Genomic DNA, 22759 nt, shown 5'->3' with positions numbered 1-22759 from the left:
GGTCTCTCAGGAGAGGGCGCTCGTTGCCGACGAGAAGGGGCGCGAAGCGGCTCAACAATAGGCAGAAAGAGGCGGACGTGGTACAATAGGGCCGGTTTCTCCAATGCCGTTTACGGTCTGAGAGGAGCGTGTCTTTTGATGCAGGGACAACAAGAAGTAGTTGAGACATCGAGAGAGCAAACCAGGCGTGCAATGGTGATTGTGGCCCATCCCGATGACGCAGAATTCGGCTGTGGTGGGAGCGTGGCGCGTTGGGTGCGCGAGGGGTGGGAGGTCTATTATGTGATCTGCACCGATGGAGGAGGTGGTGGACCGGATGAGGCTCAGGATGTCAGTGCGGAGGCGCGGCAGCGTACGATCGAGACGCGCCAGGCTGAACAGCGGGCCGCCTGTCAGATTCTGGGAGTCAAAGAGGTAATTTTCCTTGGCCATCCTGATGGACAGCTGCAGCCGACGCGCGACCTGAAGCGCGAGCTGGTGCGTCTCCTGCGCATGTACCGTCCCACGCGCGTGGTCTGTCAATCACCAGAGCGCTCCTGGTCGCCGGCTCTCATGTTGGGGCGCTATCATCCCGATCATCTGACTGCCGGGCGGATGGCGCTGGAGGCGATCTATCCCGCCTCGCAGAATGCCTGGGACTTCCCCGAGCTACTAGCCGAGGGACTGCAGCCGCATCGGGTGCGCGAGGTCTACATTGTGGGAGCGCCCGTGCTTAATCATGCCGAAGATATCTCCGAGACCATTGAGCTGAAGCTGCAGGCGCTGCAGGCTCATGCTAGCCAGGTTGGGGATCATTTCGAGCAGGTGGCGGAGCGTGTGCGTCGTGGGGCTCAGGAGTGTGGGGCGCGTCATCAGCTGGCCTACGCCGAGGAGTTTCACCGCACAGAGAATGCTCGCTAGCGCTCCCGGCTGGCTAGGCTGGCCGGCGCGGCGGAGCAGTGAAGCTGATCAGAAAGGAAGTGGACGGTGCCTATGCAGGAGTCCAGGGACGTTCTTGTTGTGGGGGGAGGGCCGGCGGGGCTGGCTGCCGCGGAGGCGGTGGCGCGTCAGGGGGTGGACGTGCTGGTCTTGGAGCGACAGAGCGAGATCGGCTATCCGGTCCATACCAGTGGCGGAAGCTGGATCAAAGATATGCAAGAGCTGGGCGTGCCTGCCCAGCTCTATCATCCGATCCCCCAGGTGTTTTTCCTCTCGCCCCGGCAGCAGGTAGCGCTGCGCTATGATCCACCGGTGGCCTGTGTTCTCGATGTGCGGGGTCTCTATCAGTACCTGGCGGCGCGTGCCGTTGCCGCAGGAGCGGAGCTGCGCCTGCGCCATGCGGTCGATCAGGTCCTGCTTGAAGAGGGGGGCGTGCGTGGGATCACGGTGCGTGATGAGCGTGGGCTCCGCCGGACGATCAGGGCCAGCGTGACGATCGATGCCAGCGGAATGGCTCGTCATATAGCCGTGCGAGCGGGACTCGGCGGCGCCTTCCGGCGCTATGGTTATGGGGCCGAGTACGATCTCTATGCGCCGCGCTATCCCCAGGAAGAGCTGTATCTGCTGATGGGGAGCGAGGTTGCGCCCAGCGGCTATGCCTGGGTCTTCCCGCGCGGACAGGGGCGGGTTCGCCTTGGGGTAGGGGTCATTCATCCAGACAGTGAGGATGATGCACGCCTTTATCTGGAGTATCTGCTACGCGAGGAGCCGCGTCTGCGTGAAAAGCTGCGCGGGGCCAGTCCTCTGGAGTATCACACGGGCCTCTTTCCGGCGGAAGGACCGGCGGGACGTTTCTCCACCGCTGGTCTCCTGCTGGCGGGTGATGCTGGCGGTCAGGGGTCGACGCTGGTGGGCGAGGGCATTCGCTTTGCCATCTATGCCGGGCGTCTGGCCGGTGAAGTGGCGGCGGAGGCCGTCAAGGAAGGCGACACCTCGGCAACCTTCCTTGAGCGCTTCGATCAGCACTGGCGGGCACGCTTCGGGCGCGAGATGGAGCTGGCCTATCTGATCAATCGTCACATTGCGGCCTACCGTGATGAACAATGGGACGATGCCTTGGTCCTGCTCCGGCGCCTGACTCCATCCCAGTGGGCCCAGGCCATGCGTGGCGAGTTTACCGCCGGCCTGCTCATGGGGATCATGGCCCACAGCCCGCGCCTCGTCGCCAGCGGTGGCCGGCGCCTGCTAGAGCGTCTCCTGAAACGCCTGGCGCAGGGAGCCAGCGCCAGCTGAGGGCAGGGCGCTATCGCACAGCTAGCGGGCTACTCGCTGGCGAGGCTGCTCTCTGCACTTGCGAGAGGGGCGGGACGGCAGCGCTGGCAGGGGCGATAGCCGAGGCGTGCCGCCTCCTTCGGCGAGTGCAAGGGCTGGCGGTGTTCCGGGGAGATTCGGCGCGCGTAGCGACAGGTCGGGAAGCAGTAGACATGGGTAGTCGTACTGCCGATGTAGCGCACCCCCCTGGCGGCAAGCTGCTCGAGCAAGTCCAGGTCGATCCCTTCGGCTTGCAACAATGCCCGTTTATTGAGCGGGCCGCCCAGACTGTAGTTACCGATCTGGCAATCGCTGCGCACCACCCGGTGGCAGGGGATCAGCAGCGGGATGGGGTTGCGTGCCAGGGCGTTGCCCACGGCCCGTACGGCGTGTGGCTGCCCAATCTCGCGCGCTACCCAGGCGTAGGGGCGCACCTCGCCGAAGGGGATCAGCAGCGTCCGGCACAGGACGGCCTGTTCGAAGGGGCTGCGGCCCCGCAGGTCAAAAGGCAGATTGGCCGCGTGGCCGGTCTGTAGGGCAGACTCGATCTGCCTGGCCCAGGCTGGAGCGTCAGCGAGATCAAGGGCGACGATGGGCCGTCCAAACTCCGCGCGAAAGCGAGCCTCGAAGCTGGCTGCATCCTCTGCGCGATCCACTGCGGAAATTCCGCGCACATTCAGTGCCACGAAAACCGGTCCGATCGGCGACGAGAAGCACAGGTAGCCGTCAGCCAGCCCGACGCGGAGCAAAACGCGGGAGCGCAGGGCTGGTGGGGGTGAAGCTTCCTGCTGGAAAGTGCGCAGCTCGCGGACCAGTTGTCGCCCTTGTGATAGGCTGCGAAACTGTTGCTCAGTCATAGAGCACCTCACGAGCATGATGATTAGCAAGTACCTGGCGTAGCTGCGTCAGGCCACGATGGACTCTGGCTTTGACCGTCCCAATCGGTTGATTGAGCAGGCGGGCCAGTTCTGGATAGCTCAGCCCCTCGATGTGGCGCAGCACAATCACCTCACGATAGGGGAGCGGTAGCATCAGCAGCGCCTGTTGCAGCAGACGCTGCCGCTCGCGCGCCTCCAGGTGGGCCTCGGGACCGTTGGCTGGTGCGCTCTCCGGTTCCTCGTCCAGGTCTGCGCTGGCCTGCTCCAGAGAGAGACAGGCTGGCAGACGGCGAAGCTTGCGCAGTCGATTGCGCGCCACATTGAGCACAATCTGATAGAGCCAGGCACGCAGAGCCAGAGTACGCACCTGCTCGACAGCATAGCCGCTAAGCGCGTGATAGGCGCGCACAAAGGCGTCCTGGGTGATTTCCTGCGCCTCTTCGTAACTCCCGCTCAACCGCAGAGCGAAGGCAAAGAGGCGCTGCTCATAGCGGAGCACTACCTGCTCGAAGCAGCGATCGAGGTCGACGAGCAGGCCATCTAGCAGCGCCTGCTCTTGATCGAGATCCACCTCATCAGCACGATTCTTGGGCATTGCCCTGCTCCTGACTTTGGCCTCCTGTGGACTGCTGCCCCGACAGGGCCCCTCTCAGATCTTTGCTAGTTGGGGAAATGAAGGTGAAAGCCGGCTTCACTGCTTGTACTAGCCTCCTCTCCTTTGGGCCTTGCCCCTGTCCTGGCAGGTGTGCTTTTGCTCCTGCCACTGCTCCTTATAACAGCTGGCCAACAGAAAAGGTTACAAGCAAAAGCCTCACTCACAGCTGGTAGCACCCGGCCTGCCATCAGTCCTTCAGATGCCTGAACAAGGGCGCGAGGTAAGGACAGCATGGCGTCGCACTGAGGTTCAAGGGAAGGAGACTCAGGAATAGAGACCTGTCCCTGCTGTGTTTTTATAAAGTGTAACCCGGGGTTTTGCACTCCACTATCATCGCATTCCCAAGGAGCTATCTCTGTGGAAAGACACGCTACCGCTTCGACTATTACCCAACAGCAAATCAAGGTATATGCGACAAGCTGGTGTGGTGATTGTCGTAGAGCAAAGCGCTGGCTCGACGAACACCACATCTCCTATGACTACATCGATATAGAAAAAGACGAGCAGGCTGCCGCCTACGTCCTCCAGGTCAATGGTGGTCTGCGCAGCGTCCCCACCATCGTCTTCCCCGACGGCTCCATCCTCGTGGAACCCTCGAACCGCGAGCTGGCGCAGAAGTTCGGCCTCAGCTAAAGCCGACTCGTCAGGCAGCCAGGCCAGGGCTGGCTGCTCAGCGCCATCTGTTTCTGGGATCTGCTCGTTGCTCCCTATTCTATTCGGATACCGCGAGGATTCCACGACAGAAGGCGCTGGCAGCTAGCCTGCTGCCTGCATCCTGCATCCTCTACGCTCTGAACGGGGGCGGGCCTGTCCCACCTGGTGACCAGATGTGATAAGATCTAAACGACCGGTCTTCGCCGTCTCCAGAAGTCTAGTGCCGGCTCTGGAGATGCGCCAGCAGGCTAGCTGCAGCTCACCTGCAAGGTCCCCGGCGCCCGCGGAACCGACCGCTCCAGGCGGGAACCTGGCAGGCAGCAGAGGCGGGCCGATCGATGTTGAGAGGAGCAGGAAATCTGGCGATGGAAGAACAAGAGCAGAAACGAGCAACCCTTGATCCCGCCCAACAGGAGCAAGCGACCGGTGATATGGACCCGGCCAGCTTTCGCCTCTATGCTCACCAGGTGGTCGACTGGGTCGCTGATTATCTGGAGCAGGTCGGCGACTATCCCGTGCTTGCGCGCACGCAGCCGGGCGATATCCGGCGGGCTTTGCCGGCTCAACCGCCGCAGCAGCCCGAATCGATGCAAGCCATCCTTGCCGACTTTGAGCGCATTCTTCTCCCCGGCATCACCCACTGGAATGCTCCTGGCTTCATGGGCTTCTTTGGCATTACCGGCTCCGGCCCGGGCATCCTTGGCGAACTGCTTACCGCGGCCCTCAACGTGAATGCCATGCTCTGGCGCACCTCTCCGGCGGCCACTGAGCTAGAGCAAGTGGCGCTCGACTGGTTGCGGCAGATGCTTGGCCTGCCCGAGCCGCTCTTTGGGGTCATCAACGATACGGCCTCTGCCGGCACGCTCTACGCCCTGGCGGCGGCCCGCGAAGCCCTCAGCGATTTGCAGATTCGTCAGCGGGGCATGAGTGGGCGGCCCGAGGTGCCGCGCCTGCGTTATTATGCCTCGCAGGAGGCCCACTCTGCCGTAGACAAGGCTGGCATCGTTCTGGGCGTGGGGCTGGAGGGCTTGCGCAAGATCCCCGTCGATGACGAGTATCGCCTGGATGTTGCGGCTCTGGAGCGGGCGATTAAGGAGGACCTGGCGGCGGGCTGGAGGCCCTTCGCTGTTGTGGCGACTGTGGGCACAACCTCGACCACCAGTGTCGACCCGGTCCCGGCTATTGCTGATCTCTGCGAGCGCTATGGCCTCTGGTTGCATATCGACGCCTCGTACGCAGGTGTTGCCGCCCTGCTGCCGGAGTATCGTCACATCCTGGCCGGCTGCGAGCGAGCCGACAGCTTTATTGTCAATCCCCACAAGTGGCTCTTTACACCGCTAGACTGCAGTGTCTTCTTCACCCGCAAGCCCGAGATTGTCAAGGCCACCTTCAGCCTGGTACTGGAGATTCTGCGCACCGACGAGGAGGCTCCCAATCTCATGGATTATGGCATCTCGCTCGGGCGGCGCTTCCGCTCCCTGAAGCTGTGGATGATCATGCGTTACTTTGGGCAGGAGGGGCTGCAGGCGCGTCTGCGCGAGCACATTCGCCTCGGGCAGCTCCTGGCCCAGTGGATTGACGAGGCGCCTGATTTTGAACGCCTGGCGCCCACGCCCTTCAGCACGGTCTGCTTCCGGGCCCATCCGCGCGGCCTCGACGATGAGGAGCAGCTGGCCGCTCTCAACGAGCGCCTGCTCAATCGCATCAATGGAGCGGGCCACTACTTCCTCTCGCATACCAGGCTGCGCGGCAGATATAGTTTGCGGGCCGCCATCGGCAATCTGCGCACCTGCGAGGAGACTGTGCGGGGATTGTGGCAAGAGCTGCAGGAGGGACTGGAGGCCGAGCTAGCCCAGCGCCCCTAGACTGCCGGTGGGGGGCCAGCGCCAGGCTGTACGAATAAGAGGCGAACAGGAAGGAAGGAGGCGGAAGGCCAGCATGAGTTTGCGGCATCCAGGGTTACGTAGTGATCTGCTCTATCTGGACTACAATGCCACCACCCCGGTTGACCCGGTCGTTGTCGAGGCTATGCTCCCGTACCTGCGCGAGCATTTTGGCAATCCCTCCAGCGCCCACAGCTATGGCTGGGCGGCCCATCAGGCCCTCGAACGCTCGCGGGCTGATGTTGCCACCCTGCTCGGCTGTTCCCCTGGGGAGATCATCTTCACCGGTGGCGGTTCCGAGAGCGACAACCTGGCCATTCGGGGTGTGGCCCTGGCGTGCAGGGAGCAGGGCCAGGGTGATCACATCATCACCCAGGTCACCGAGCATCCGGCTGTTCTCAACACCTGTCGCGCGTTGGAACGACTCCACGGCTTCCGTGTCACCTATTTGCCGGTCGACGAGTACGGGCGGGTCTCCCCGGAGCAGGTTGAGCGGGCGATCGATCGACGCACGGTGCTGGTCAGCGTCATGCATGCCAACAACGAAACCGGCACCCTGCAGCCGCTCGCTGAGATCGCCGCCATTGCACACCACTACGGCGCGCTCATGCATAGCGATGCTGCGCAGAGCGTCGGCAAGATCACCACCTCTGTAGCCGACCTGGGGGTAGACTTGCTGACGGTGGCCGGTCACAAGCTCTACGCCCCCAAAGGTGTCGGCGCGCTCTATGTGCGCCGTGGTCTGGGCTTTACCTTAGAGCCGGTCCTCTATGGCGGAGGACAGGAGCGTGGCCTGCGGGCTGGGACCGAGAGCGTGGCGGCCTGTGTGGCCCTGGGCGCCGCCTGCCGCCTGGCGGCGGAGCGTCTGCCGTCGGAGAGCGCGCGACTGCGACGTCTGCGAGATCTGCTCTGGCAGCGCCTGCGCGAAAGCCTGGGCGAGCAGGTCCAGCTCAATGGCCACCCCGAGGAGCGCCTGCCCAACACGCTGAACGTCAGCATCAGTGGCCTCAGCGGCGAGGAGATTCTGGCTGCCACACCGGAAGTAGCTGCTTCCACCGGCTCGGCCTGCCACGAAGGGAGCACCGACCCGTCGCCTGTCCTCCTGGCGATGGGCCTGGGGCGCGCGCGTGCTCTGGGCGCTCTGCGCCTCACCCTCGGGCGCTGGAGCAGCGTCGACGAAGTTGAGCGGGCGGCAGTCTCACTGCTGCGTAGCATGCGCGCACTGGCCCGCAACATGCGCTCCTAGGACTGGAGCAGGCCAATCGCTGGCTCCGTCTCCCCCTCCCCCGCTCGCTGGTCGTGGTCTGGCGAGAGGTGGGAAGACAAGCAGAGACGGATCTGGTATACTCTGGGCTGGCGGCGGAGAGAGAGCCTGCACCGGCCTGTTCGAGGAAGTGGGAAGGCTACAGGGCGCTGCCAGCGTAGTCTACTCCTGGGTGTCAGGAGCCTCGCTAGAATAGAAAGAGAGCAAGAGCAAAGACAGCAGTGCGGGCGAAGCCACATTCTTGCTGTGGTCAGAGCCGGAGCAGGCAGGCTTGTCCGCTGCTGAAGCTTCCCAACTGTTGCCCAGAGGCAGCCCGCACAAGAGCAAACAGAGACCGATACCAGCAAGCAAGGAGCAAGCAGCTATGACCACGGATGCGTCGCGTGTGCCGTATCCGGCGCCGTCTGCGGTAGAGCATCCTGAGCTAGAGGCTTACCGAAAGGAATTTCCCATTCTCCAGCGCAAGACCTATCTCAATAGCTGCTCGCTGGGGGCCCTCTCGCAGCGTGGGATGGCGCGTCTGGCTGAATTCATGGAGCGCTGGAATGAATGGGGGGCCCACGCCTGGTATGAGATCTGGCTGGGCGAGCTAGAGCGGGCGCGGCGTCAGTTTGCGGCCATCATCGGTGCGGAGCCACACGAGGTTGCTCTTGCCCCCAATGTCTCCGTGGCCCTTGGGGCCATTGCCAGCGCTTTTGACTATCGTCAGCGCAACAAAGTGGTCCTGGCCGACATGGATTTCCCAACCCTGGCCTATCAATGGCTGGCCAAGCGGCGCCTGGGCGTCGAATGCGTCTTTGTCGAAAGCCCTGACCGCATCTACACCCCCCCCGAGCTGTTCGAAGAGAAAGTAGACGAGCGTACCCTCCTGGTTGCCACCTCGCGCGTCTTCTATACCAGCGGCTACATCCAGGACGTACGGGCGGTGGCCGATATTGCTCACAAGCAGGGGGCCTACCTGCTGATCGATGACTACCAGGGCACGGGGCAGATCCCCATCGACGTCGAAGCAATGGACATCGATATTCTGGTCAGCGGCACCCTGAAATGGTTGATGGGGGGCCCTGGTCTGGCCTTCGTCTATATCCGTGAGGGGCTGCTCTCGCAGTTAGAGCCGACAATAGCTGGCTGGTTTGGCCATCGCGAGCAATTCCAGTTCAAGACGCGCGAGCTGGAATTTCGCTCAGATGCGGCTCGGATCGAGCTAGGGACGCCGGCGGTCCCGTCTGTCTACGTTGCCAATGCTGGCATGGAGATTGTACGCGAGATTGGCGTTGAGACCATCTGCGAGCGCACACGCTACCTGACCAACGACCTGATTGCGCGGGCGCGCGAGCATGGTTGGCAGGTGCATGCTCCCCGCGAGCCCGAGCGACGCAGCTCGATCGTCATGCTAGAGGTGGAGCAGCCCGAGCAGGTTGTGGCCGAGCTGATCCAGCGCAATATCATCGTCGATTCGCGGCCTGGCCTTGTGCGTATCTCCCCGTATTTTTACAACACCATCGAGGAGAACGCTATTGTGGTCGCAGCGCTCGAAGAGATTCTAGAGGAGCGACGCCGTAGCGGCCTGGGCTAGAGCGGGAGGGACGAAACCGGGTCTTGCAGCGGTTCGTTATATTTCTGTATGCAAGAGGCAAGCAAGCATGACAAGCACAAAGGACGTAAGGGAGGAGAGCGATGGTCTGTCCTGAGTGTCATGCCAGCTGTGCGCCGGAGGACCAGCGTTGTCCGGTCTGCGGTGCTGAGCTGGTTATACCGGTCTCACGCAGCCTGGTAACCAGGTCACGGCCAGCCCTGGAGCTGCGGCGGCGGCAGTGGCCAGCGGTTCTGCGCGGCCCGGTCCAGGGAGTAGCCGCCGGAGTAGGCGCCCTGGCCGTGGGAGTCGGCCTGGAGCTGCTCCGGCGCCGCCTGATTGCGCTGCTGGCGCGCTCCAGCGGCGTGGGGCACCAGGCAGCCCAGGCCCTGCCGCTGCTGAGTCAGCTGAAGCCGCTGGGGCCGGTAGCATCTGGGAAGGCTCCCAAGCTGCCACGGGGCTATGAGATTCACGAAACGGTTGTCTACGTTGAGCGAGTCATTCGCCGCCGTTCATAAGGGACGGTGGCGGCGAGCGCTGTGCTTCTTCCCCCTGCGAGGGCTGGTGTTGGGGTTATTGCTGCTGCTGGCGGCCTGTGCCCCGAGCAGTGGCATTCTCGCTGGAGGCGCCTGGGAATCCACGGGCCTGCAGCGCGAACACATCCGGGCGCTGGTAGTGAATCCGGCTGATCCTGCCCAGCTCTATGCGGGAGACGCCCAGGATGGCATTTTTGCCAGCAGCGATGCCGGCCAGCACTGGCAGCCTCGCAACCAGGGTTTACCCCTGCCCCTGGCCGTCAATGCCCTCAGCTTTGATGCCAGCGAGCGCCGCCTCTATGCGGCCACCAACCACGGTGTTTTTGTCAGCAGCGATGGAGGAGGGCACTGGCAAGCGGTCAATCAGGGGCTGCCGGCAGATAGCTGTACGTCCCTGGCCATCGACCTGGAGCATGCCAGTATGCTCTATGTTGGGACGGCCCACTACGGTGTTTTTGTCAGCAGCGATGGAGGAGGGCACTGGCGGGCGGCCAATCAGGGACTGCCAGCGACCCGTCCTATCAATGACCTGGCCTATGTCAGCGATCAAGGTCAACTCTGGGCGGCCACCGTTGGCGGCATCTATCGCTCGGACAATGGTGGCCAGAGCTGGCGCCCGCTGAGCCGGGGCCTGCCAGAGGGGATCACCGTCTATCGCGTCCGTCCCGCGGCCCTCAGCGGAGGAGAGCCGAACCTGGTCTTCGCCGGCACCGACCAGGGCATCTTCCTCTCGCACAACGGCGGCGCGAGCTGGCAGCGCAGCAAAGAAGGTCTGGCGCGCGTCAGCGTGCGCGCCATCCTGATCGACTTTCGCAGCCCGACCACTCTCTATCTGGGGACCAGCATCGGAGTCCTACGCAGCAACGACAGCGGGCAGATCTGGAGCGCGGTAATCGGCGGCAATCTTCCCAAGAATCGCCAGGTCTATGCCCTGGCTTTGGGAGCCAGCGACTACAGTCAGCTCTACGCCGCCGTCGATGACGTCTATCTCTTCCCAGGCAGCAGCGGTGGCTGGAACACCAACGCCCTGCTCCCTCTCCTCCTGGCTGTTGCCTTTTTCGCCTTGCTCTACTGGCTCACGCGCAGCAACCGCCGTCATCGGCGTGGACTCCTCGGTGCGCTACGGACCTCGGCGGGAGAGGGGAAGCAGTCTCAGTCGCCTGCCCAGCAGGAGGAACGAGAGCCACCGCTATCGTCTCCCCGCCCGCCGTATCGGCAGGACGGACCTCCTGCTCCTGGCCAGCCCTAACGCACTGTCAGGAGGGAAGCAGGCCGCGCCTCTCCCTGCCCTGTTGCGGCCTGCTCCGCTTCGCGGGCAGGGCAGGGCAGGGCCTCGTACCGGATACGAGGCCCTCATGGGTGGTGACTGCCGATATAGGCCACCAGCAAATAAATCAAATAGAGTAAGATGCAGACCAGGAGAATGGCGCCATAGCAGGTCAACGTCCAGGCGCGGCGCGTATTGAGCGCCTGGCGCAGCTGCTCCTCCATATCGGGAGGATCAAACTGAATATGCGGGGCCAGCTCGCGCAAGTGCGGCAGCATGGCCCGAAAATCGCGCACATTACTCATCCCCTCAGCCAGCATCACGGTCTCATTCTCGTCAAGATCGGCCAACAAGATCAACCTGGCGGGATTCGGATCGCCCGGCATCAGAATCAGACGCTGGATCTGCGCCAGTGGGATGCGCGTCTCCTCACCCTCCTCGCGTTTCACCACCGCCAGCTCCTCTGGATAGAGCTGAATTTCCTTCCCCAGGCCGAAGCGGACCACACTCACGGGGTGCAATTGGCCCTGTTCCTGTTCGCTCTCGCTCATACGTTCCTTGTGACACTCGCATCCTGATTGCTGGCTCGCCCGGCGCCGCTCTGGCTCTCTCCCTCAGCCCTATGGTGGCAGACCACACCACACTCACCCAACAAGAGCCGACCGGGGTAGGGCAGGCTCTCCTGCGTGAGAGCAGAACCCAGCGAGGGACAGCGTGGTAACGGCGCTTCAGGGCGGCAGGACGGCAGCAGTGCAGCGGCGGACTGCCTCGTCTGAAGGCATTGTACAGCATCGGGGCCGACCCGTCGAGACAAGGCCTGCCCCATCTTCTCCCCCTCGCAAGTGCAACACTATCTTGACATGCGTCTATCAAGAACACTACAATCTTGAACGGGATGTGTTAAGCAAAGGAGAACCATCACCACAGTTGCAGGGTGTTGTCTGTATCCCTTTGTTTCTTCGAAGAGCGAGCAGCAGCTCTGCTTGCATCAGTAAGAAGGTAGCAACATGGCGCAGGTTGGCCTGCTAGAAGATAATCCGCGCATTGCAAAGCTCTGCGTAACTTTTCTCGACTTTGCTGGTCATCGCGTGGTACATTATCGACATCCCCGCGAGTGCCTGGCGGCGCTCCTTGCTGAGGGGCCAGCTGGGGAAGAAGCTGAAGGGCACGTCTCTGACCCGCTGCCGATCGATCTCCTCATTCTCGACCTCTACATGCCCGATATGGCAGGAGAAGACGTACTCCGTCAGCTGCGGGCCCATCCCCACACGCGCAATCTCCCGCTCATTCTCTGCACCGCGGCGCCAGCCAGCGAGATTGAACAAGCGAAAAGCATCGCACCCCGGGCCATTGTGGTCGAAAAGCCCTTTAAGCTTCAGACGCTGACCGCGGCCATCGATGCCTTGCTGAGCGCCCCCAATGCTGTCTGAGAGCAGGGCAGAGCAGTCCCGACCGAACCGGCCCAGCGCCTGACACGACGGCGCTGGCGCCAGCGGTCTTGCCGCCCTTCCTCGTCTCCGCGCACTCCCCTGGCCCTTGCGCTCGCTCCCAGTTTTCACCAGCTCCGGCTTCGCCTCTCTGCCTGCAGGCTGGTCCCCTGGCCGTGGTTCCCAACAAGCAAGCAAGCTATTTTCAGGAGCAACAGCATCAGAAATGCATTGCTTTGAAAAGGAACAATATGGTATCACTGTTAGGGGAGGGGCCAGGACGATGTGGCCTCCTGCTGGCGCCAGCGTTGACAGCGCGGCGGACCTCTCAATCGGCATCTTCCAGTTCAGGAGTGAGGACCTGGATGAGCACCATTCTGCTCTCGATTATCGCCTTCTGCTCCACCTGCGCAGGGGGGATCGTTGCCTTGAGGCAACGGGAACAGCTTCAGCAGGTTATAGCCTTCGCAGCTGGCGCCCTCGTTGGTCTGGCGACCTTTCAATGGCTGCCGCGCCTCTTCAGTGTGCTAACGCTTCTTCCGGGCGAGCGCTTTGCCGCCTTCGCGGCCCTGGCCAGCGGTTTCTTCACCTTTCATCTCCTCGAAAGGCTGGCCTTGCACTGGCAAGCGGGTCAGCAGGAGGCCTCGGCCAACGGCGCGCCCCGGCCCCTGCTGGGAGTGGTCTCTGTGCTCTTCTTCTCACTGCATCGCCTCCTGGAAGGAGCGACCATCAGTCTGGGATTCGTCGTCAACCCTGCCACCGGGCTGCTCCTGGCCGGGGCCATCATCCTCCACAATCTTGTTGAGGGCCTCAACGCTGTCGTCCTCTTACTGGCCAACCGTAGCAGTCGCCGACAAGCATTTGCCTGGCTGCTCTTCTTCGCCTGCACGCCCCTGCTGGGGACCCTGGCGACCATCTGGATCAGCCTGCCGACCGTGCTCCTGCCGCGCTACCTTGGCTTCTTTAGCGGCTTCCTCCTCTATCTAGGGGCCAGCCATCTCTTGCCGGCGAGTCAGCGCCCTGGCGAGCCATGGTCACTGCTGTGGACTCTGGCCGGAGCTGGCGCGGCCCTGCTCATGACCGTCCTGCTCCAGCCCATCTAATCTCAGAGGGTCGACTGGTCAGAGGCCCTCGACGTTGCCATCCGCCTCGGCCATCGATTGCGAGGCTGGCGGTGACGGGGGCTGCTCGCCAGCGCCAGAAGAAGAAGCAGGAGCGGCGGCGGCAGATCCTGTCACCGGCGGCTGTACCGCCTGGCGCAGATGCCAGTTTTCCGCGAAGAGATTAAAGAAAATGCGCTGGCGTGGGTGGGCAGCTACGAAAGCCTCATCGAGCGTCACCCCCAGGCCCGGCCCTTGCGGCAGAGAGAAATAGCCATCGACCACCTCGGGGTTGCCAGGGGCAGCCTGCTTGACCCACTCTTCATTGAGATCGTTAAAATGCTCCTGGATCTTAAAATTGGGCGTCACGGCGGCCAGATGGAGCGCCGCCGCTGTCGAGACCGGGCCACCGACATTATGAGGGGCTACCAGCATATAGTAGCACTCGGCCCAGGCGGCCAGCTTCCGCACCTCCAGCAGCCCGCCACAGTGCGTAATGTCGGGCTGAATAATATCGGCAGCCTGCAGCTCAAAGAGCGGGCGGAAATCGTAGCGCGTATGCAAGCGTTCGCCTGTGGCGACCGGAAGCGTCACCTGCTCGGCTACCTTCTTGAGAGCCGCCAGATTTTCGGGAGGGACCGGCTCCTCAATCCAGGAAGGCTGAAAGGGGGCCAGCTCCCGGGCCATTTCGACCGCCGTGGCTGGATTAAAGCGTCCATGCATCTCGATCAGCAGCTCCACATCTGGGCCGACAGCATCGCGCACTGCCTCCACCAGCGCCACAGCCTTGCGCTTCTCCTCCGGCTCCAGCTCGTAGAAACCCGAGCCAAAGGGATCGAGCTTTAAGGCGCGATAGCCGCGCTCAACCACCCGCTGCGCTGCCCGGTGGAACTCCTCGGGTGTGCGCTCGACCGTATACCAGCCATTGGCATAGGCCTTAATGCGCTCGCGGACCGGGCCACCCAGCAGCTCATAGACCGGGCGCCCCAGGACCTTGCCCACGATATCCCAGCAAGCGATCTCGATAGTCGCAATGGCCGACATAGCGATCTCGCCGGCGCGGGCATAATCGTTGCGATACATGCGCTGCACCAGATCCTCGATACGGCAGGGATCATGGCCGAGCACATGGTTGGGCACAGCCTCAGCCAGATAGCCCAACAGGGCATCCGTATGATTGAGCATACGCACCTCACCGACCCCCTCCAGTCCCTCATCGGTAATCACGCGCACAAAGGTCAGATTACGCCAGGCGGTGCCCATCACATGGGTCTTGACATCAACGATTTTCATACCGGTACCCGCTAGCTCCTCTTCGAGGTGATCGACAGTGAACGGCGCCACCAAGTGGACTCCATCAGCCAGCAGATGGCTTGACAGAGACCCTATCCTATATTATCATACCGTTAAATTGTATGACAATTATGGAGGCAGATGGCAAGAACCTTCCGTTCGCTCAGGCGGCAAAACCTGTCTGCGCAGGTCGTGCGGGAGATCGGGCTGAGTATCATGCGCAAGGAATTTCAACCGGGGGATGCCCTTTTGAGCGAACCTGAGCTGAGCCAGCAGTTCAACGTCAGCCGTCCAGTGTTGCGCGAAGCGCTCAAAGTGCTGGCGGAGAAAGGGTTAATTGAAGCGCGCCCACGGACGGGGACTCGCGTGCGTCCCCGGGCCAACTGGAACTTGCTTGATCCAGAGGTGCTGACCTGGCAGTACGAGGTGGGGCCCGATCCAGCCTTTTTGGAGGCGATCTGTGAAGTGCGCCTCATGTTTGAGCCGATGACGGCGCGACTGGCGGCCTCACGGGCGACTGCCGAAGAGATAGAGACCATTGAGCGAGCGTGTGGCCGGCTGGAGGAGCTGGTTGAAGAGGCCGAGCCGTATATTGAGGCCGACCTGGCTTTTCACAGCGCCATCTGTGCCGCAGCTCACAACGAGCTGTTACAGCGCATTGTGGCCACACTGGCAGCGCCTCTGCGCGCCAGCCGCCTCGTGACAGCGCGCCTGCCAGGAGCCAATCGGCGTACGATGCCGCTCCATCGGCGCGTTGCCGAGGCCATTCGCCAGGGCCAGGAACTGGCTGCTGAGGAGGCGATGCGCGAACTCATTGTCTTGACAACCGAGGACGTGCACCGGGCACTGGGCTATAGCGGCACAGGCTCGGACCTGCCGCCGAGCACCTGCCCTGGTCAGGGCGAGATGCTCAATGCTCCAAAGGAAGGAGGTGGGTGACCCGGCACCAACGCAACGATCTCCACTCATCGCTAAATAGACAAGTATCGATGTTGAGAATGGAGAAGGACGAGCACCCGTACGAGGTCGTAGGGAACCGGGAGAAAGAGAGCGCAAGCCAACCAGCAAGCACAGCGACTGAAGCGAGGAAAGCAAGCAAGGTGCAAGGAGGAAGCTCTCCTTGTCAAGTTTCGTCGCTCGCTCGGAGTGAGCCTTCCCAGGCAATCGCTCTGTCTGTCAGGCGACTAGAAGGAACTGGAGGTCCAGCCGTGGAAGGATCAAGCTTCTCAGCGTATTTCGAGCGTCTTCCTCTCAGACGACGGCGTCTGCTGCAGACTGCGCTAGCCGGGGGAGCCGGGGCCAGTCTTGCCTCGGCGCTGGCGGCCTGTGGTGGCCAGCCATCCAGCAGCAGCTCGTCCACGGGAGTGGCGGGCAACTTCCCCAACCATCCGAAATGGAACTTCGTCTTCATCAATCACGTCACCACGAATCCCTTCTTCGTCCCCACCCAGTATGGCATCCAGGATGCCTGCGCCCTCGTCGGCTGCACCTATCAATGGACGGGTTCGGCCAATAGCGTTGTCAAGGAAATGGTAGATGCCTTCAACGCAGCCATTGCTGCCAAGGCCGATGGCATTGCCGTCTCCATCATTGACCCCACTGCCTTTGACGATCCGGTCAATCGTGCTCTGGATGCGGGTATTCCCGTAGTGGCCTACAATGCCGATGCGCCAGCCGGAAGCAAGAACCGGCGCCTGGCCTACATCGGTCAGGACCTCTATCAGTCGGGCTATCGCATGGGGCAGCGTATTGTCTCCCTCGTCGGCAGCGGGGACGTCGTGGGCTTCATTGCTACCCCCGGCTCGCTCAACATTCAGCCGCGGATCGACGGGGCCAAGCAAGCCATTCTAGACTCCAAGGCGCCGATCAACTTTGTTGAAGTCGCGACGGGGGCTCAGGTGGAAGAGGAGCTGTCGCGCATCGAAGCCTACTATCTCGGTCATTCCAACCTCAAAGGCATGTTTGCCGTCGATGCGGGCAGTACCCAGGGCGTTGCCCAGGTGATGGAGAAATACAGCCTGGCGTCTAAGGGAGTGCACGGTGGTGGCTATGATCTCTTGACCAAGACCCTCCAGGAGATCCAGGCTGGCAACCTCGATTTCACGATTGATCAGCAGCCCTACCTGCAGGGCTTCTACCCGGTGATTCAGCTCTTCCTCTACCTGCTCTCGGGTGGCCTGATGGCGCCTTCCGACACTGACACCGGTCTGCTCTTTGTTACCAAGGAGAACGTTGGCCCTTATCTGCGCACGCAGACACGCTTTGAGGGAAGTTCCTCCAAGCAGCAGCTGGTGCCACGCTCGTGAAGAGCAGAGAGGCGTGCGAGCAGAAGAGGCCCAGCCGGGACGCTACCAAGCGTGGGCTGACCATCTACTAGCCTCCCTCTGTTCTGCCAGCGGGCAGTCAGCCCGATAGCACGTTCGCACGAGGGTAGACAGCCGAAGAATCTGTAAGTCTGGCGCGCTGGCTGCTCCTCTAGCCTGGCTCCCTGAGCCTGTCTGACGGGTGATAGCTTCTCTCAAGAGAAGAGGGGCAAGAAAGCGGCAAAGACTTACAGATTCGTCTCCTTTAGGACATACTATTACTGTCCGCTCCTTAGCGAAGATGTGAGGAGCACCAGCTGCCCGGCGAGGTGGCGCAGCGGCGTGTGCGCAGGCCGGGGGGAGCTTGAGGGGGCGGAGGGCAATCAGAAGGTAGATAGCACGCAACAAGAAGGAGCATCGCAATGGCCGAACATGTGCTTTCTGCTCCGCCGGTGAAGACGGAGCCCGAACCGATGCCGGAGCGGCCCAATCCCTGGCTCCGAGTGGCCCGTCTTTTCCTGCGGCAGCGTGAAGCCAGCATTGTGGTCGTGGCCATCGCCCTGATCATTTACTTCCAGTTCTCCAATCAAGCCTTTCTTTCAACGCAAAACATCAGGACGCTCTCCCAGTTTGTGGCTGCGACCGCCATCATTTCCGCCGGCGAGGTTATGCTCTTGATTTGTGGTGAGATCGACCTCTCGGTGGGTCAAGTCTACGCTCTGGCGCCGTTCATCATGTACTTTGCCAACCAGGCGGGCCTGCCCCTCCTGGTGGGGCTCATCCTGGGACTGCTTGTCTGCGCGCTCGTGGGCCTTTTCAACGGCCTGATTACCGTCGTACTGAAGGTGCCCTCCTTCATCACGACCCTGGGCACCCTCTTCCTGATCAATGGTCTGACCCTTACCATCTCCCAGGGCTTCCCAGTCTTGACGCCCTCAGAGGGTTGGGTCAATGAGATTTTTGGGCACGCTGCCTACGCTGAGATCATCTGGGCCATCGCCATCGCCATCGTCATGCAAGTCGTGCTTTCCTGGACGCGCTGGGGCCTCCACACAGTGGCAACCGGTGGCAACCTGCTGGGGGCCAGCGAGGTGGGGGTGAATGTGGCCCGCATCAAGATTGGCAATTTCATGCTCTGTAGCGTGCTCGGTGGCTTCGCTGGCACCCTGGAGGCGTTCCGCATCACCTCGATTGATCCGCTGGCGGGGGGCACCGACATTATGTTCATGGCGGTAGCCGGCGCGGTCATCGGGGGAACAGCCTTGACCGGCGGCCTGGGCACGATTGTCGGAGCCTTCTTGGGCACGCTCGTGCTCTCGATCCTGCGCGATGGCTTTACGCTGCTCGGAGTCAGCGCCTTCACGTTTGATATTATCCTGGGGGCAGCCATCCTGGTGGCGATGATTTTGAACGTTCGCCTGCGACTATGGCGAGAGGCAGGGCGCGAATGAGTGAGTCCACAATGGCAGAGGTGATTCGCACGGAGGGACTGATCAAGCGCTTTGGGGCGGTGACAGCTCTCAATGGTGTCAGTCTCTATCTGCGTCAGGGCGAGGTCCTGGGCCTGGTCGGCGACAATGGGGCCGGCAAGTCAACGCTGATCAAGATCCTGACGGGCTTCCTGCAGCCCGATGAGGGCCGCATCTTTATCGACGGTAAGGAGGTCCGCCTGCGTTCGGTCTCCCATGCGCGTTCTCTAGGTATAGAGACTGTCTATCAGGATCTGGCTCTCATTAACGAGTTGAGCGTTTATCATAACATGTTCTTGAAACGTGAGTCGCTGCTGAGTCCTTTGCCGCTGCTCAATAATCAGCGGATGCGCCGTCTGGCGCGCGAGTGCCTGGGGCATATGGGGGTCAATATCCCTTCGGTCGATACGGAGGTGGCCCAGCTCTCAGGGGGCCAGCGCCAGTCGATTGCCATTGCGCGCGCGGTCTACTCGCGGGCGCGCATCTTGCTGTTGGATGAGCCGCTGGCGGCGATGGGGGCCAAGGAAGGCAGTTTGATTATGAATCTGATTCGGACGCTTAAGAGCGAGGGTCAGGTTTCGATCATTATGATCGCCCACAATTATGCCCAGGTGCTGGAGATCTGTGATCGCGTCAATCTCCTGCAGCATGGGCGCATTGCCCTGGATAAGCCGGTGGGGCAGACGTCGGTAGAGGAGCTGACGGAGCTGGTGATGCGTGAGTATCGGGCCGGGGCCAATCAGCGTCAGCAGCCGTTGGCTGGTCGCTAGTCTGCTTCTGGCTTGAACGATTGATCTACGTGCGCGGTTTCGGTCCGCCGGGATCGCTCTCCTGGCTTGACATGGCTGCTTGCTGGGGGCTATGTTGCACGGCAGGAGAGGGCCTGCTGAGGCTGCTCTCCTCTTGTATAACAGCTGGTAGCTGTCACACAGACAGTGCCAGGTGAAGGAAGAAGGAAGACTTATGCAGCAACAGAGCACCGTTTCGGCTCACGGGCAGGGAAGTGCCCCCCAGCCGGTGCGTGAGCGTGTTGGGCTGGCGCTCTTTGGGCGCGCTGGAGTGCCTCATCTTCTAGAGAGGCTTCGTCAGGCCGAGCAGGCTGGGGTGTGCCAGTTCTGGATGACGCAGCTGCCCACCTCACCGGATACTCTGACGCTGTTTGCCGCGGCTCTGATGCAGACGGAGCGCATCCGCCTGGGAACGGCGATTGTGCCGACCTACCCGCGGCATCCCCTGGTCATGGCCCAGCAGGCTTACACGCTGGAGGAGCTGGGGCCGGGCCGCCTGCGCCTCGGCGTAGGAACCAGCCATCGCCACTCGATTGAGGGCATCTATGGCTTCTCGATGGTGGAGCCGTTGGAGCAGCTCCGCGAGTATGTGACCATTCTACGAGCGGCGCTATGGGATGGCACTGTGGACGTTCAGGGGCGCTTCTACACGGCACGTGCCTCCTTCCCCCGGCCCATGCGTGTCCCAATACTCGTCTCCGCGCTGCGCAGACGGGCCTTCCGTCTGGCGGGCGAGGTGGCAGATGGGGCCATTTCGTGGATGTGTCCCCATCCCTATCTGTTGGAGAAGGCCAGGCCAGCGCTGGTCGAAGGCGCCGCCTCACGCGGGCGCCCGGTGCCACCCTTGCTGGCCCACGTTCCGGTGGCGTTGGGAACGGATTGGCAGCCAGTCCTGGAGGCAGCGCGCAGTCATCTCGGCTTTTATGGGCGCGCGCCCTTCTATCGCAACATGTTTGCTGATGCCGGCTATCCCCTGGGGTCCGACGGCCTCTTGCCAGAGGAATTGATCAGGAACCTGGTTGTGTGGGGCGATGAGACCACGGTGGCCGATCGCCTGCGTGAGCTGCTGGCTCAGGGGCTTGATGAACTGGTCGTGACACCGGTGCCCCTGGTCGATGATCAGCGCGAGCTGGAGCGACTCATGGAGCTACTGGGTAATCTCTAGCCAGCGATCGGACGGGCGCCCTGCCCTGGGAGAGAAAAGCCAGTCGATGTAAGGCTCTCCCAGGTGCCTGGGTGCCTCCTCTGCGCTACTTGTTGAAGCAGGTATGTGATACAATAGGAAGCAATCTCATTGCTTCGCGGCCTCGCACGCTCGGCGAAAAATGGGGTTCCACGTCAGAAAGCTTACAGCGATGATGGAAACAGAAGAACGTGATGCACAGGCCCTCGATGCCTATTCGCGAGCGGTAACAACAGCAGCGGAGCGGGTGGGGCCGGCGGTCGTGCGAATCGACGTTGAGCGCGGCGGGCTGCGCTGGCCATACCTTTCCCCGGCCTATGGGGGACCCGGTTTCGATGCAACCGGGCTGGGTTCAGGCTTTCTCTTTGCCTCCGATGGGCAGGTGCTTACCAATGCCCACGTTGTCGAGGGAGCGCGGCGCATTCGGGTGACGCTGGCCGACGGACGCTCCTTTGATGCCGGCCTGGTCGGCACCGATCCAGATGCCGATGTGGCTCTCCTGCGCATCGGGGCCGACCGTCTGCCGGTTGCCGAGTTTGGACGGGGGAAGCTGCGGGTAGGCCAGCTGGTGATTGCCGTGGGCAATCCTTACGGATTGAACTGGACTGTGACGGCGGGAGTGGTCAGCGCTCTCGGGCGGACGCTGGAAGGGCGTGGAGGGCGCCGCCTCACCAATCTCATTCAGACTGATACCCCTATCAATCCAGGAAACTCGGGCGGCCCGCTGGTGGACAGCTCCGGGCGGGTCGTGGGCATGACGACCGCGATGGTGGCGCTGGCCCAGGGACTGGGTTTCTCGATTCCGCTGGAGACACTTCAGGGGGCTATTGCCCGCATCACGCGGGAGGGCGCGGCGCGGGCGGGCAGCGTCGCCTTGGGAGTTGGAGGGATGCGCATCCAGCTTGATCCAGCCCTGCGCCGCAGTGTCCAACTCAATCAGCTCAGCGCTATGGAGCTGCTGGAGGTCCACCGCGACAGTCCTGCTGAGCGAGCTGGTCTGCGCCGCCTCGACATCATTGTAGCTGCTGACGGTGAGCCAGTCACTGAGCCGCGCGACCTGCAGCGCATTGTGCGGCGCCATGTGCCCGGTGATCGCCTTATCGTGAACTTCCTGCGCGATGGCAAGCTGCGCCGTGTGACAGCCGTCCTCTAAGTGCGGCTGCCTCGTCGCGGACTCTGCTGGCGCAGACTCTTCCGCCCCCGTTGTTATTGATCAGCGAGGGAGAAAGAAGGTGACCCCAGGCCAGGCGCTATGGCTTTATGCTCAAGCGGCTGTCGGCACGCCCCCTGGGGTCACTCGCGTCCTTCCTGTTCGTTCCAGGACTCGGCTCTGGCGCGGACGGGTGCGCTCATCATCTCTTCTGGCCTGGCCCTGCTCATCAAGCCCTCGTCTGATCCTCCTTGACTACCGGCCTGTACTCCTTCAGCAGCTTCTGCACCTTGGGCGAGATGACGATCATGCAGTAAGGCTGGTTCGGGTGGCGATCGTAATAGTCGCGATGGTAATCTTCTGCCTGATAGAAGTTGCTGAAAGGCACAATCTCTGTCACAATGGGGTTGCGGTAGGTCCGCGCCTGTTCCAGGGCCTCCTTCGAAGCCAGGGCGAGGCGCCGCTGCTCATCGTTGTGGTAGAAAATGGCCGAGCGATACTGTGTCCCAACGTCGTTCCCCTGACGATTGAGCGTTGTGGGATCGTGGGTGTGCCAGAAGATGTCGAGCAGCTGCTCGTAGGAAATGATACGCGGATCGTAACGGATCTGGACGGCCTCGGCGGCGCCAGTCTTCCCTGAACAGACCTGTTCGTAGCTGGGGTTTGGAACCTGGGAGGCGGCGTAGCCTGGCGTCACACTCACCACCCCTTTGACGCGCTTGAAGACCGCCTCTGTACACCAGAAGCAGCCGCCAGCGAGCGTGGCCAATTCCAACTGGTCATGGTCACTCATAGAACACCTCGTTTCAAAACACGTTCTCCCTGCGTCCCTGTACTGTATCACAGCCGGCGGGGCGGCCACAATCTCAGCCGTGTGTGGTGGAAATGTGCCGCGTGTTCGTGATCCTCCACCGAACTGGCTGTTCTGCCAGCCTGCCTCTCTGTCCAGCTGGAGAGGAGAAGAGGAGGCTGTCTCTGTTGAATCTGCTCAGCCCGGACGTATAGGTGAAGCCAGGGGCACTTGCATTTTCACGGAAGCCCACGGTCAGCGTCCTTACAAGTAGAGGCAGAGTGAAGTGACCGACACTCTTCCTGGGGTGACAAAAA

At 62.1% G+C, this 22759-nt stretch carries 21 protein-coding genes; 16 read left to right on the top strand and 5 right to left on the bottom strand.

Going from position 1 to position 22759, the window contains the following annotated elements:
* Window positions 1–138: 138 nt before the first annotated feature.
* Window positions 139–900, top strand: a complete 762-nt coding sequence (locus BGC09_RS00815; protein WP_069801288.1) for a PIG-L deacetylase family protein — start codon at window positions 139–141, stop codon at window positions 898–900.
* 72 nt (window positions 901–972) lie between these two features.
* Window positions 973–2211, top strand: coding sequence for an NAD(P)/FAD-dependent oxidoreductase (locus BGC09_RS00810; protein ID WP_069801287.1), 1239 nt, complete (start codon window positions 973–975; stop codon window positions 2209–2211).
* Window positions 2212–2240: 29 nt separating this feature from the next.
* On the opposite strand, the gene BGC09_RS00805 is transcribed toward BGC09_RS00810, so the two are convergent.
* Complete coding sequence (locus BGC09_RS00805; protein ID WP_084657797.1) at window positions 2241–3086, bottom strand: methylated-DNA--[protein]-cysteine S-methyltransferase; 846 nt, start codon at window positions 3084–3086, stop codon at window positions 2241–2243.
* Complete coding sequence (locus tag BGC09_RS00800; RefSeq protein WP_069801286.1) at window positions 3079–3702, bottom strand: RNA polymerase sigma factor; 624 nt, start codon at window positions 3700–3702, stop codon at window positions 3079–3081. The genes BGC09_RS00805 and BGC09_RS00800 overlap by 8 nt, the downstream gene beginning before the upstream one ends.
* A 417-nt stretch (window positions 3703–4119) precedes the next feature.
* On the opposite strand from BGC09_RS00800, the gene BGC09_RS00795 reads away from it, so the two are divergent.
* From BGC09_RS00795 to BGC09_RS00770, 6 genes are all read left to right on the top strand, one after another.
* Window positions 4120–4395 (top strand): mycoredoxin, encoded by a 276-nt coding sequence (locus BGC09_RS00795; protein WP_245688564.1) that lies wholly within the window; start codon window positions 4120–4122, stop codon window positions 4393–4395.
* Between the two features lie 386 nt (window positions 4396–4781).
* Entirely contained in the window at window positions 4782–6281 is a 1500-nt protein-coding gene (locus tag BGC09_RS00790) for a pyridoxal phosphate-dependent decarboxylase family protein (RefSeq protein ID WP_084657796.1), read from the top strand.
* A 73-nt stretch (window positions 6282–6354) separates the two neighbouring features.
* Window positions 6355–7545 (top strand): cysteine desulfurase family protein, encoded by a 1191-nt coding sequence (locus BGC09_RS00785; RefSeq protein ID WP_069801285.1) that lies wholly within the window; start codon window positions 6355–6357, stop codon window positions 7543–7545.
* Window positions 7546–7927: 382 nt separating this feature from the next.
* Complete coding sequence (locus BGC09_RS00780; RefSeq protein ID WP_069801284.1) at window positions 7928–9139, top strand: aminotransferase class V-fold PLP-dependent enzyme; 1212 nt, start codon at window positions 7928–7930, stop codon at window positions 9137–9139.
* Window positions 9140–9240: 101 nt separating this feature from the next.
* Window positions 9241–9654: a zinc ribbon domain-containing protein gene (locus BGC09_RS00775; RefSeq protein WP_069801283.1), complete on the top strand. Its 414-nt coding sequence runs from the start codon at window positions 9241–9243 to the stop codon at window positions 9652–9654.
* Window positions 9599–10921, top strand: coding sequence for a beta propeller repeat protein (locus tag BGC09_RS00770; RefSeq protein WP_176728809.1), 1323 nt, complete (start codon window positions 9599–9601; stop codon window positions 10919–10921). Before BGC09_RS00775 ends, BGC09_RS00770 begins: the two co-directional genes overlap by 56 nt.
* A 104-nt stretch (window positions 10922–11025) precedes the next feature.
* Here BGC09_RS00770 and BGC09_RS00765 read toward each other — a convergent pair whose 3' ends face one another.
* Window positions 11026–11490 carry a hypothetical protein gene (locus BGC09_RS00765; protein WP_069801281.1) on the bottom strand — a complete coding sequence of 155 codons (465 nt, stop codon included), beginning with the start codon at window positions 11488–11490 and terminating at the stop codon, window positions 11026–11028.
* A gap of 456 nt (window positions 11491–11946) precedes the next feature.
* On the opposite strand from BGC09_RS00765, the gene BGC09_RS00760 reads away from it, so the two are divergent.
* Together BGC09_RS00760 and BGC09_RS00755 are read left to right on the top strand one after the other, a co-directional pair.
* On the top strand, window positions 11947–12369 hold the full coding sequence (locus BGC09_RS00760) for a response regulator (RefSeq protein ID WP_069801280.1): 423 nt from the start codon (window positions 11947–11949) through the stop codon (window positions 12367–12369).
* Window positions 12370–12731: 362 nt separating this feature from the next.
* The gene (locus BGC09_RS00755) at window positions 12732–13469 is read left to right on the top strand and encodes a ZIP family metal transporter (protein ID WP_069801279.1); all 738 of its coding nucleotides are present in this window, start codon (window positions 12732–12734) and stop codon (window positions 13467–13469) included.
* Between the two features lie 18 nt (window positions 13470–13487).
* Here the strand turns inward: BGC09_RS00755 and dgoD are convergent, their stop codons facing one another.
* Entirely contained in the window at window positions 13488–14759 is a 1272-nt protein-coding gene (dgoD, locus tag BGC09_RS00750; RefSeq protein ID WP_084657794.1) for a galactonate dehydratase, read from the bottom strand.
* Between the two features lie 141 nt (window positions 14760–14900).
* Here dgoD and BGC09_RS00745 point away from each other — a divergent pair, with 141 nt between their 5' ends.
* The 6 genes from BGC09_RS00745 (at window position 14901) to BGC09_RS00720 (ending at window position 21655) form a co-directional block, all read left to right on the top strand.
* Window positions 14901–15698: a FadR/GntR family transcriptional regulator gene (locus tag BGC09_RS00745; RefSeq protein ID WP_069801278.1), complete on the top strand. Its 798-nt coding sequence runs from the start codon at window positions 14901–14903 to the stop codon at window positions 15696–15698.
* Between the two features lie 269 nt (window positions 15699–15967).
* Window positions 15968–17065, top strand: coding sequence for a sugar ABC transporter substrate-binding protein (locus BGC09_RS00740; protein WP_218103915.1), 1098 nt, complete (start codon window positions 15968–15970; stop codon window positions 17063–17065).
* A gap of 470 nt (window positions 17066–17535) precedes the next feature.
* Window positions 17536–18513 carry an ABC transporter permease gene (locus tag BGC09_RS00735; RefSeq protein WP_069801339.1) on the top strand — a complete coding sequence of 326 codons (978 nt, stop codon included), beginning with the start codon at window positions 17536–17538 and terminating at the stop codon, window positions 18511–18513.
* An 11-nt stretch (window positions 18514–18524) separates the two neighbouring features.
* A complete protein-coding gene (locus BGC09_RS00730) occupies window positions 18525–19301 on the top strand; it encodes an ATP-binding cassette domain-containing protein (protein ID WP_218103913.1) in 777 nt (258 codons plus the stop codon).
* Window positions 19302–19494: 193 nt separating this feature from the next.
* Window positions 19495–20484, top strand: coding sequence for an LLM class flavin-dependent oxidoreductase (locus BGC09_RS00725; protein WP_069801276.1), 990 nt, complete (start codon window positions 19495–19497; stop codon window positions 20482–20484).
* A 190-nt stretch (window positions 20485–20674) separates the two neighbouring features.
* Window positions 20675–21655 (top strand): S1C family serine protease, encoded by a 981-nt coding sequence (locus BGC09_RS00720; RefSeq protein ID WP_069801275.1) that lies wholly within the window; start codon window positions 20675–20677, stop codon window positions 21653–21655.
* 226 nt (window positions 21656–21881) lie between these two features.
* On the opposite strand, the gene msrA is transcribed toward BGC09_RS00720, so the two are convergent.
* A complete protein-coding gene (msrA, locus tag BGC09_RS00715; protein WP_069801274.1) occupies window positions 21882–22445 on the bottom strand; it encodes a peptide-methionine (S)-S-oxide reductase MsrA in 564 nt (187 codons plus the stop codon).
* Window positions 22446–22759: the final 314 nt, after the last annotated feature.

Origin of the sequence: Thermogemmatispora onikobensis (assembly GCF_001748285.1) — a bacterium.
GTDB lineage: Bacteria > Chloroflexota > Ktedonobacteria > Ktedonobacterales > Ktedonobacteraceae > Thermogemmatispora > Thermogemmatispora onikobensis.
The sequence above is the reverse complement of the archived record's forward strand: the minus strand, read 5'-3'. Positions and strand labels throughout refer to the sequence as shown.

Coding starts and splice junctions, on each gene's coding strand:
- BGC09_RS00800 (WP_069801286.1), bottom strand. CDS start 3,702: ATGCCCAAGAATCGTGCTGATGAGGTGGATCTCGATCAAGAGCAGGCG.
- BGC09_RS00755 (WP_069801279.1), top strand. CDS start 12,732: ATGAGCACCATTCTGCTCTCGATTATCGCCTTCTGCTCCACCTGCGCA.
- BGC09_RS00780 (WP_069801284.1), top strand. CDS start 7,928: ATGACCACGGATGCGTCGCGTGTGCCGTATCCGGCGCCGTCTGCGGTA.
- BGC09_RS00745 (WP_069801278.1), top strand. CDS start 14,901: ATGGCAAGAACCTTCCGTTCGCTCAGGCGGCAAAACCTGTCTGCGCAG.
- BGC09_RS00805 (WP_084657797.1), bottom strand. CDS start 3,086: ATGACTGAGCAACAGTTTCGCAGCCTATCACAAGGGCGACAACTGGTC.
- BGC09_RS00810 (WP_069801287.1), top strand. CDS start 973: ATGCAGGAGTCCAGGGACGTTCTTGTTGTGGGGGGAGGGCCGGCGGGG.
- BGC09_RS00765 (WP_069801281.1), bottom strand. CDS start 11,490: ATGAGCGAGAGCGAACAGGAACAGGGCCAATTGCACCCCGTGAGTGTG.
- BGC09_RS00720 (WP_069801275.1), top strand. CDS start 20,675: ATGATGGAAACAGAAGAACGTGATGCACAGGCCCTCGATGCCTATTCG.
- BGC09_RS00730 (WP_218103913.1), top strand. CDS start 18,525: ATGGCAGAGGTGATTCGCACGGAGGGACTGATCAAGCGCTTTGGGGCG.
- BGC09_RS00735 (WP_069801339.1), top strand. CDS start 17,536: ATGCCGGAGCGGCCCAATCCCTGGCTCCGAGTGGCCCGTCTTTTCCTG.
- BGC09_RS00815 (WP_069801288.1), top strand. CDS start 139: ATGCAGGGACAACAAGAAGTAGTTGAGACATCGAGAGAGCAAACCAGG.
- BGC09_RS00770 (WP_176728809.1), top strand. CDS start 9,599: ATGAGATTCACGAAACGGTTGTCTACGTTGAGCGAGTCATTCGCCGCC.
- BGC09_RS00785 (WP_069801285.1), top strand. CDS start 6,355: ATGAGTTTGCGGCATCCAGGGTTACGTAGTGATCTGCTCTATCTGGAC.
- BGC09_RS00760 (WP_069801280.1), top strand. CDS start 11,947: ATGGCGCAGGTTGGCCTGCTAGAAGATAATCCGCGCATTGCAAAGCTC.
- BGC09_RS00725 (WP_069801276.1), top strand. CDS start 19,495: ATGCAGCAACAGAGCACCGTTTCGGCTCACGGGCAGGGAAGTGCCCCC.
- dgoD (WP_084657794.1), bottom strand. CDS start 14,759: ATGAAAATCGTTGATGTCAAGACCCATGTGATGGGCACCGCCTGGCGT.
- msrA (WP_069801274.1), bottom strand. CDS start 22,445: ATGAGTGACCATGACCAGTTGGAATTGGCCACGCTCGCTGGCGGCTGC.
- BGC09_RS00775 (WP_069801283.1), top strand. CDS start 9,241: ATGGTCTGTCCTGAGTGTCATGCCAGCTGTGCGCCGGAGGACCAGCGT.
- BGC09_RS00790 (WP_084657796.1), top strand. CDS start 4,782: ATGGAAGAACAAGAGCAGAAACGAGCAACCCTTGATCCCGCCCAACAG.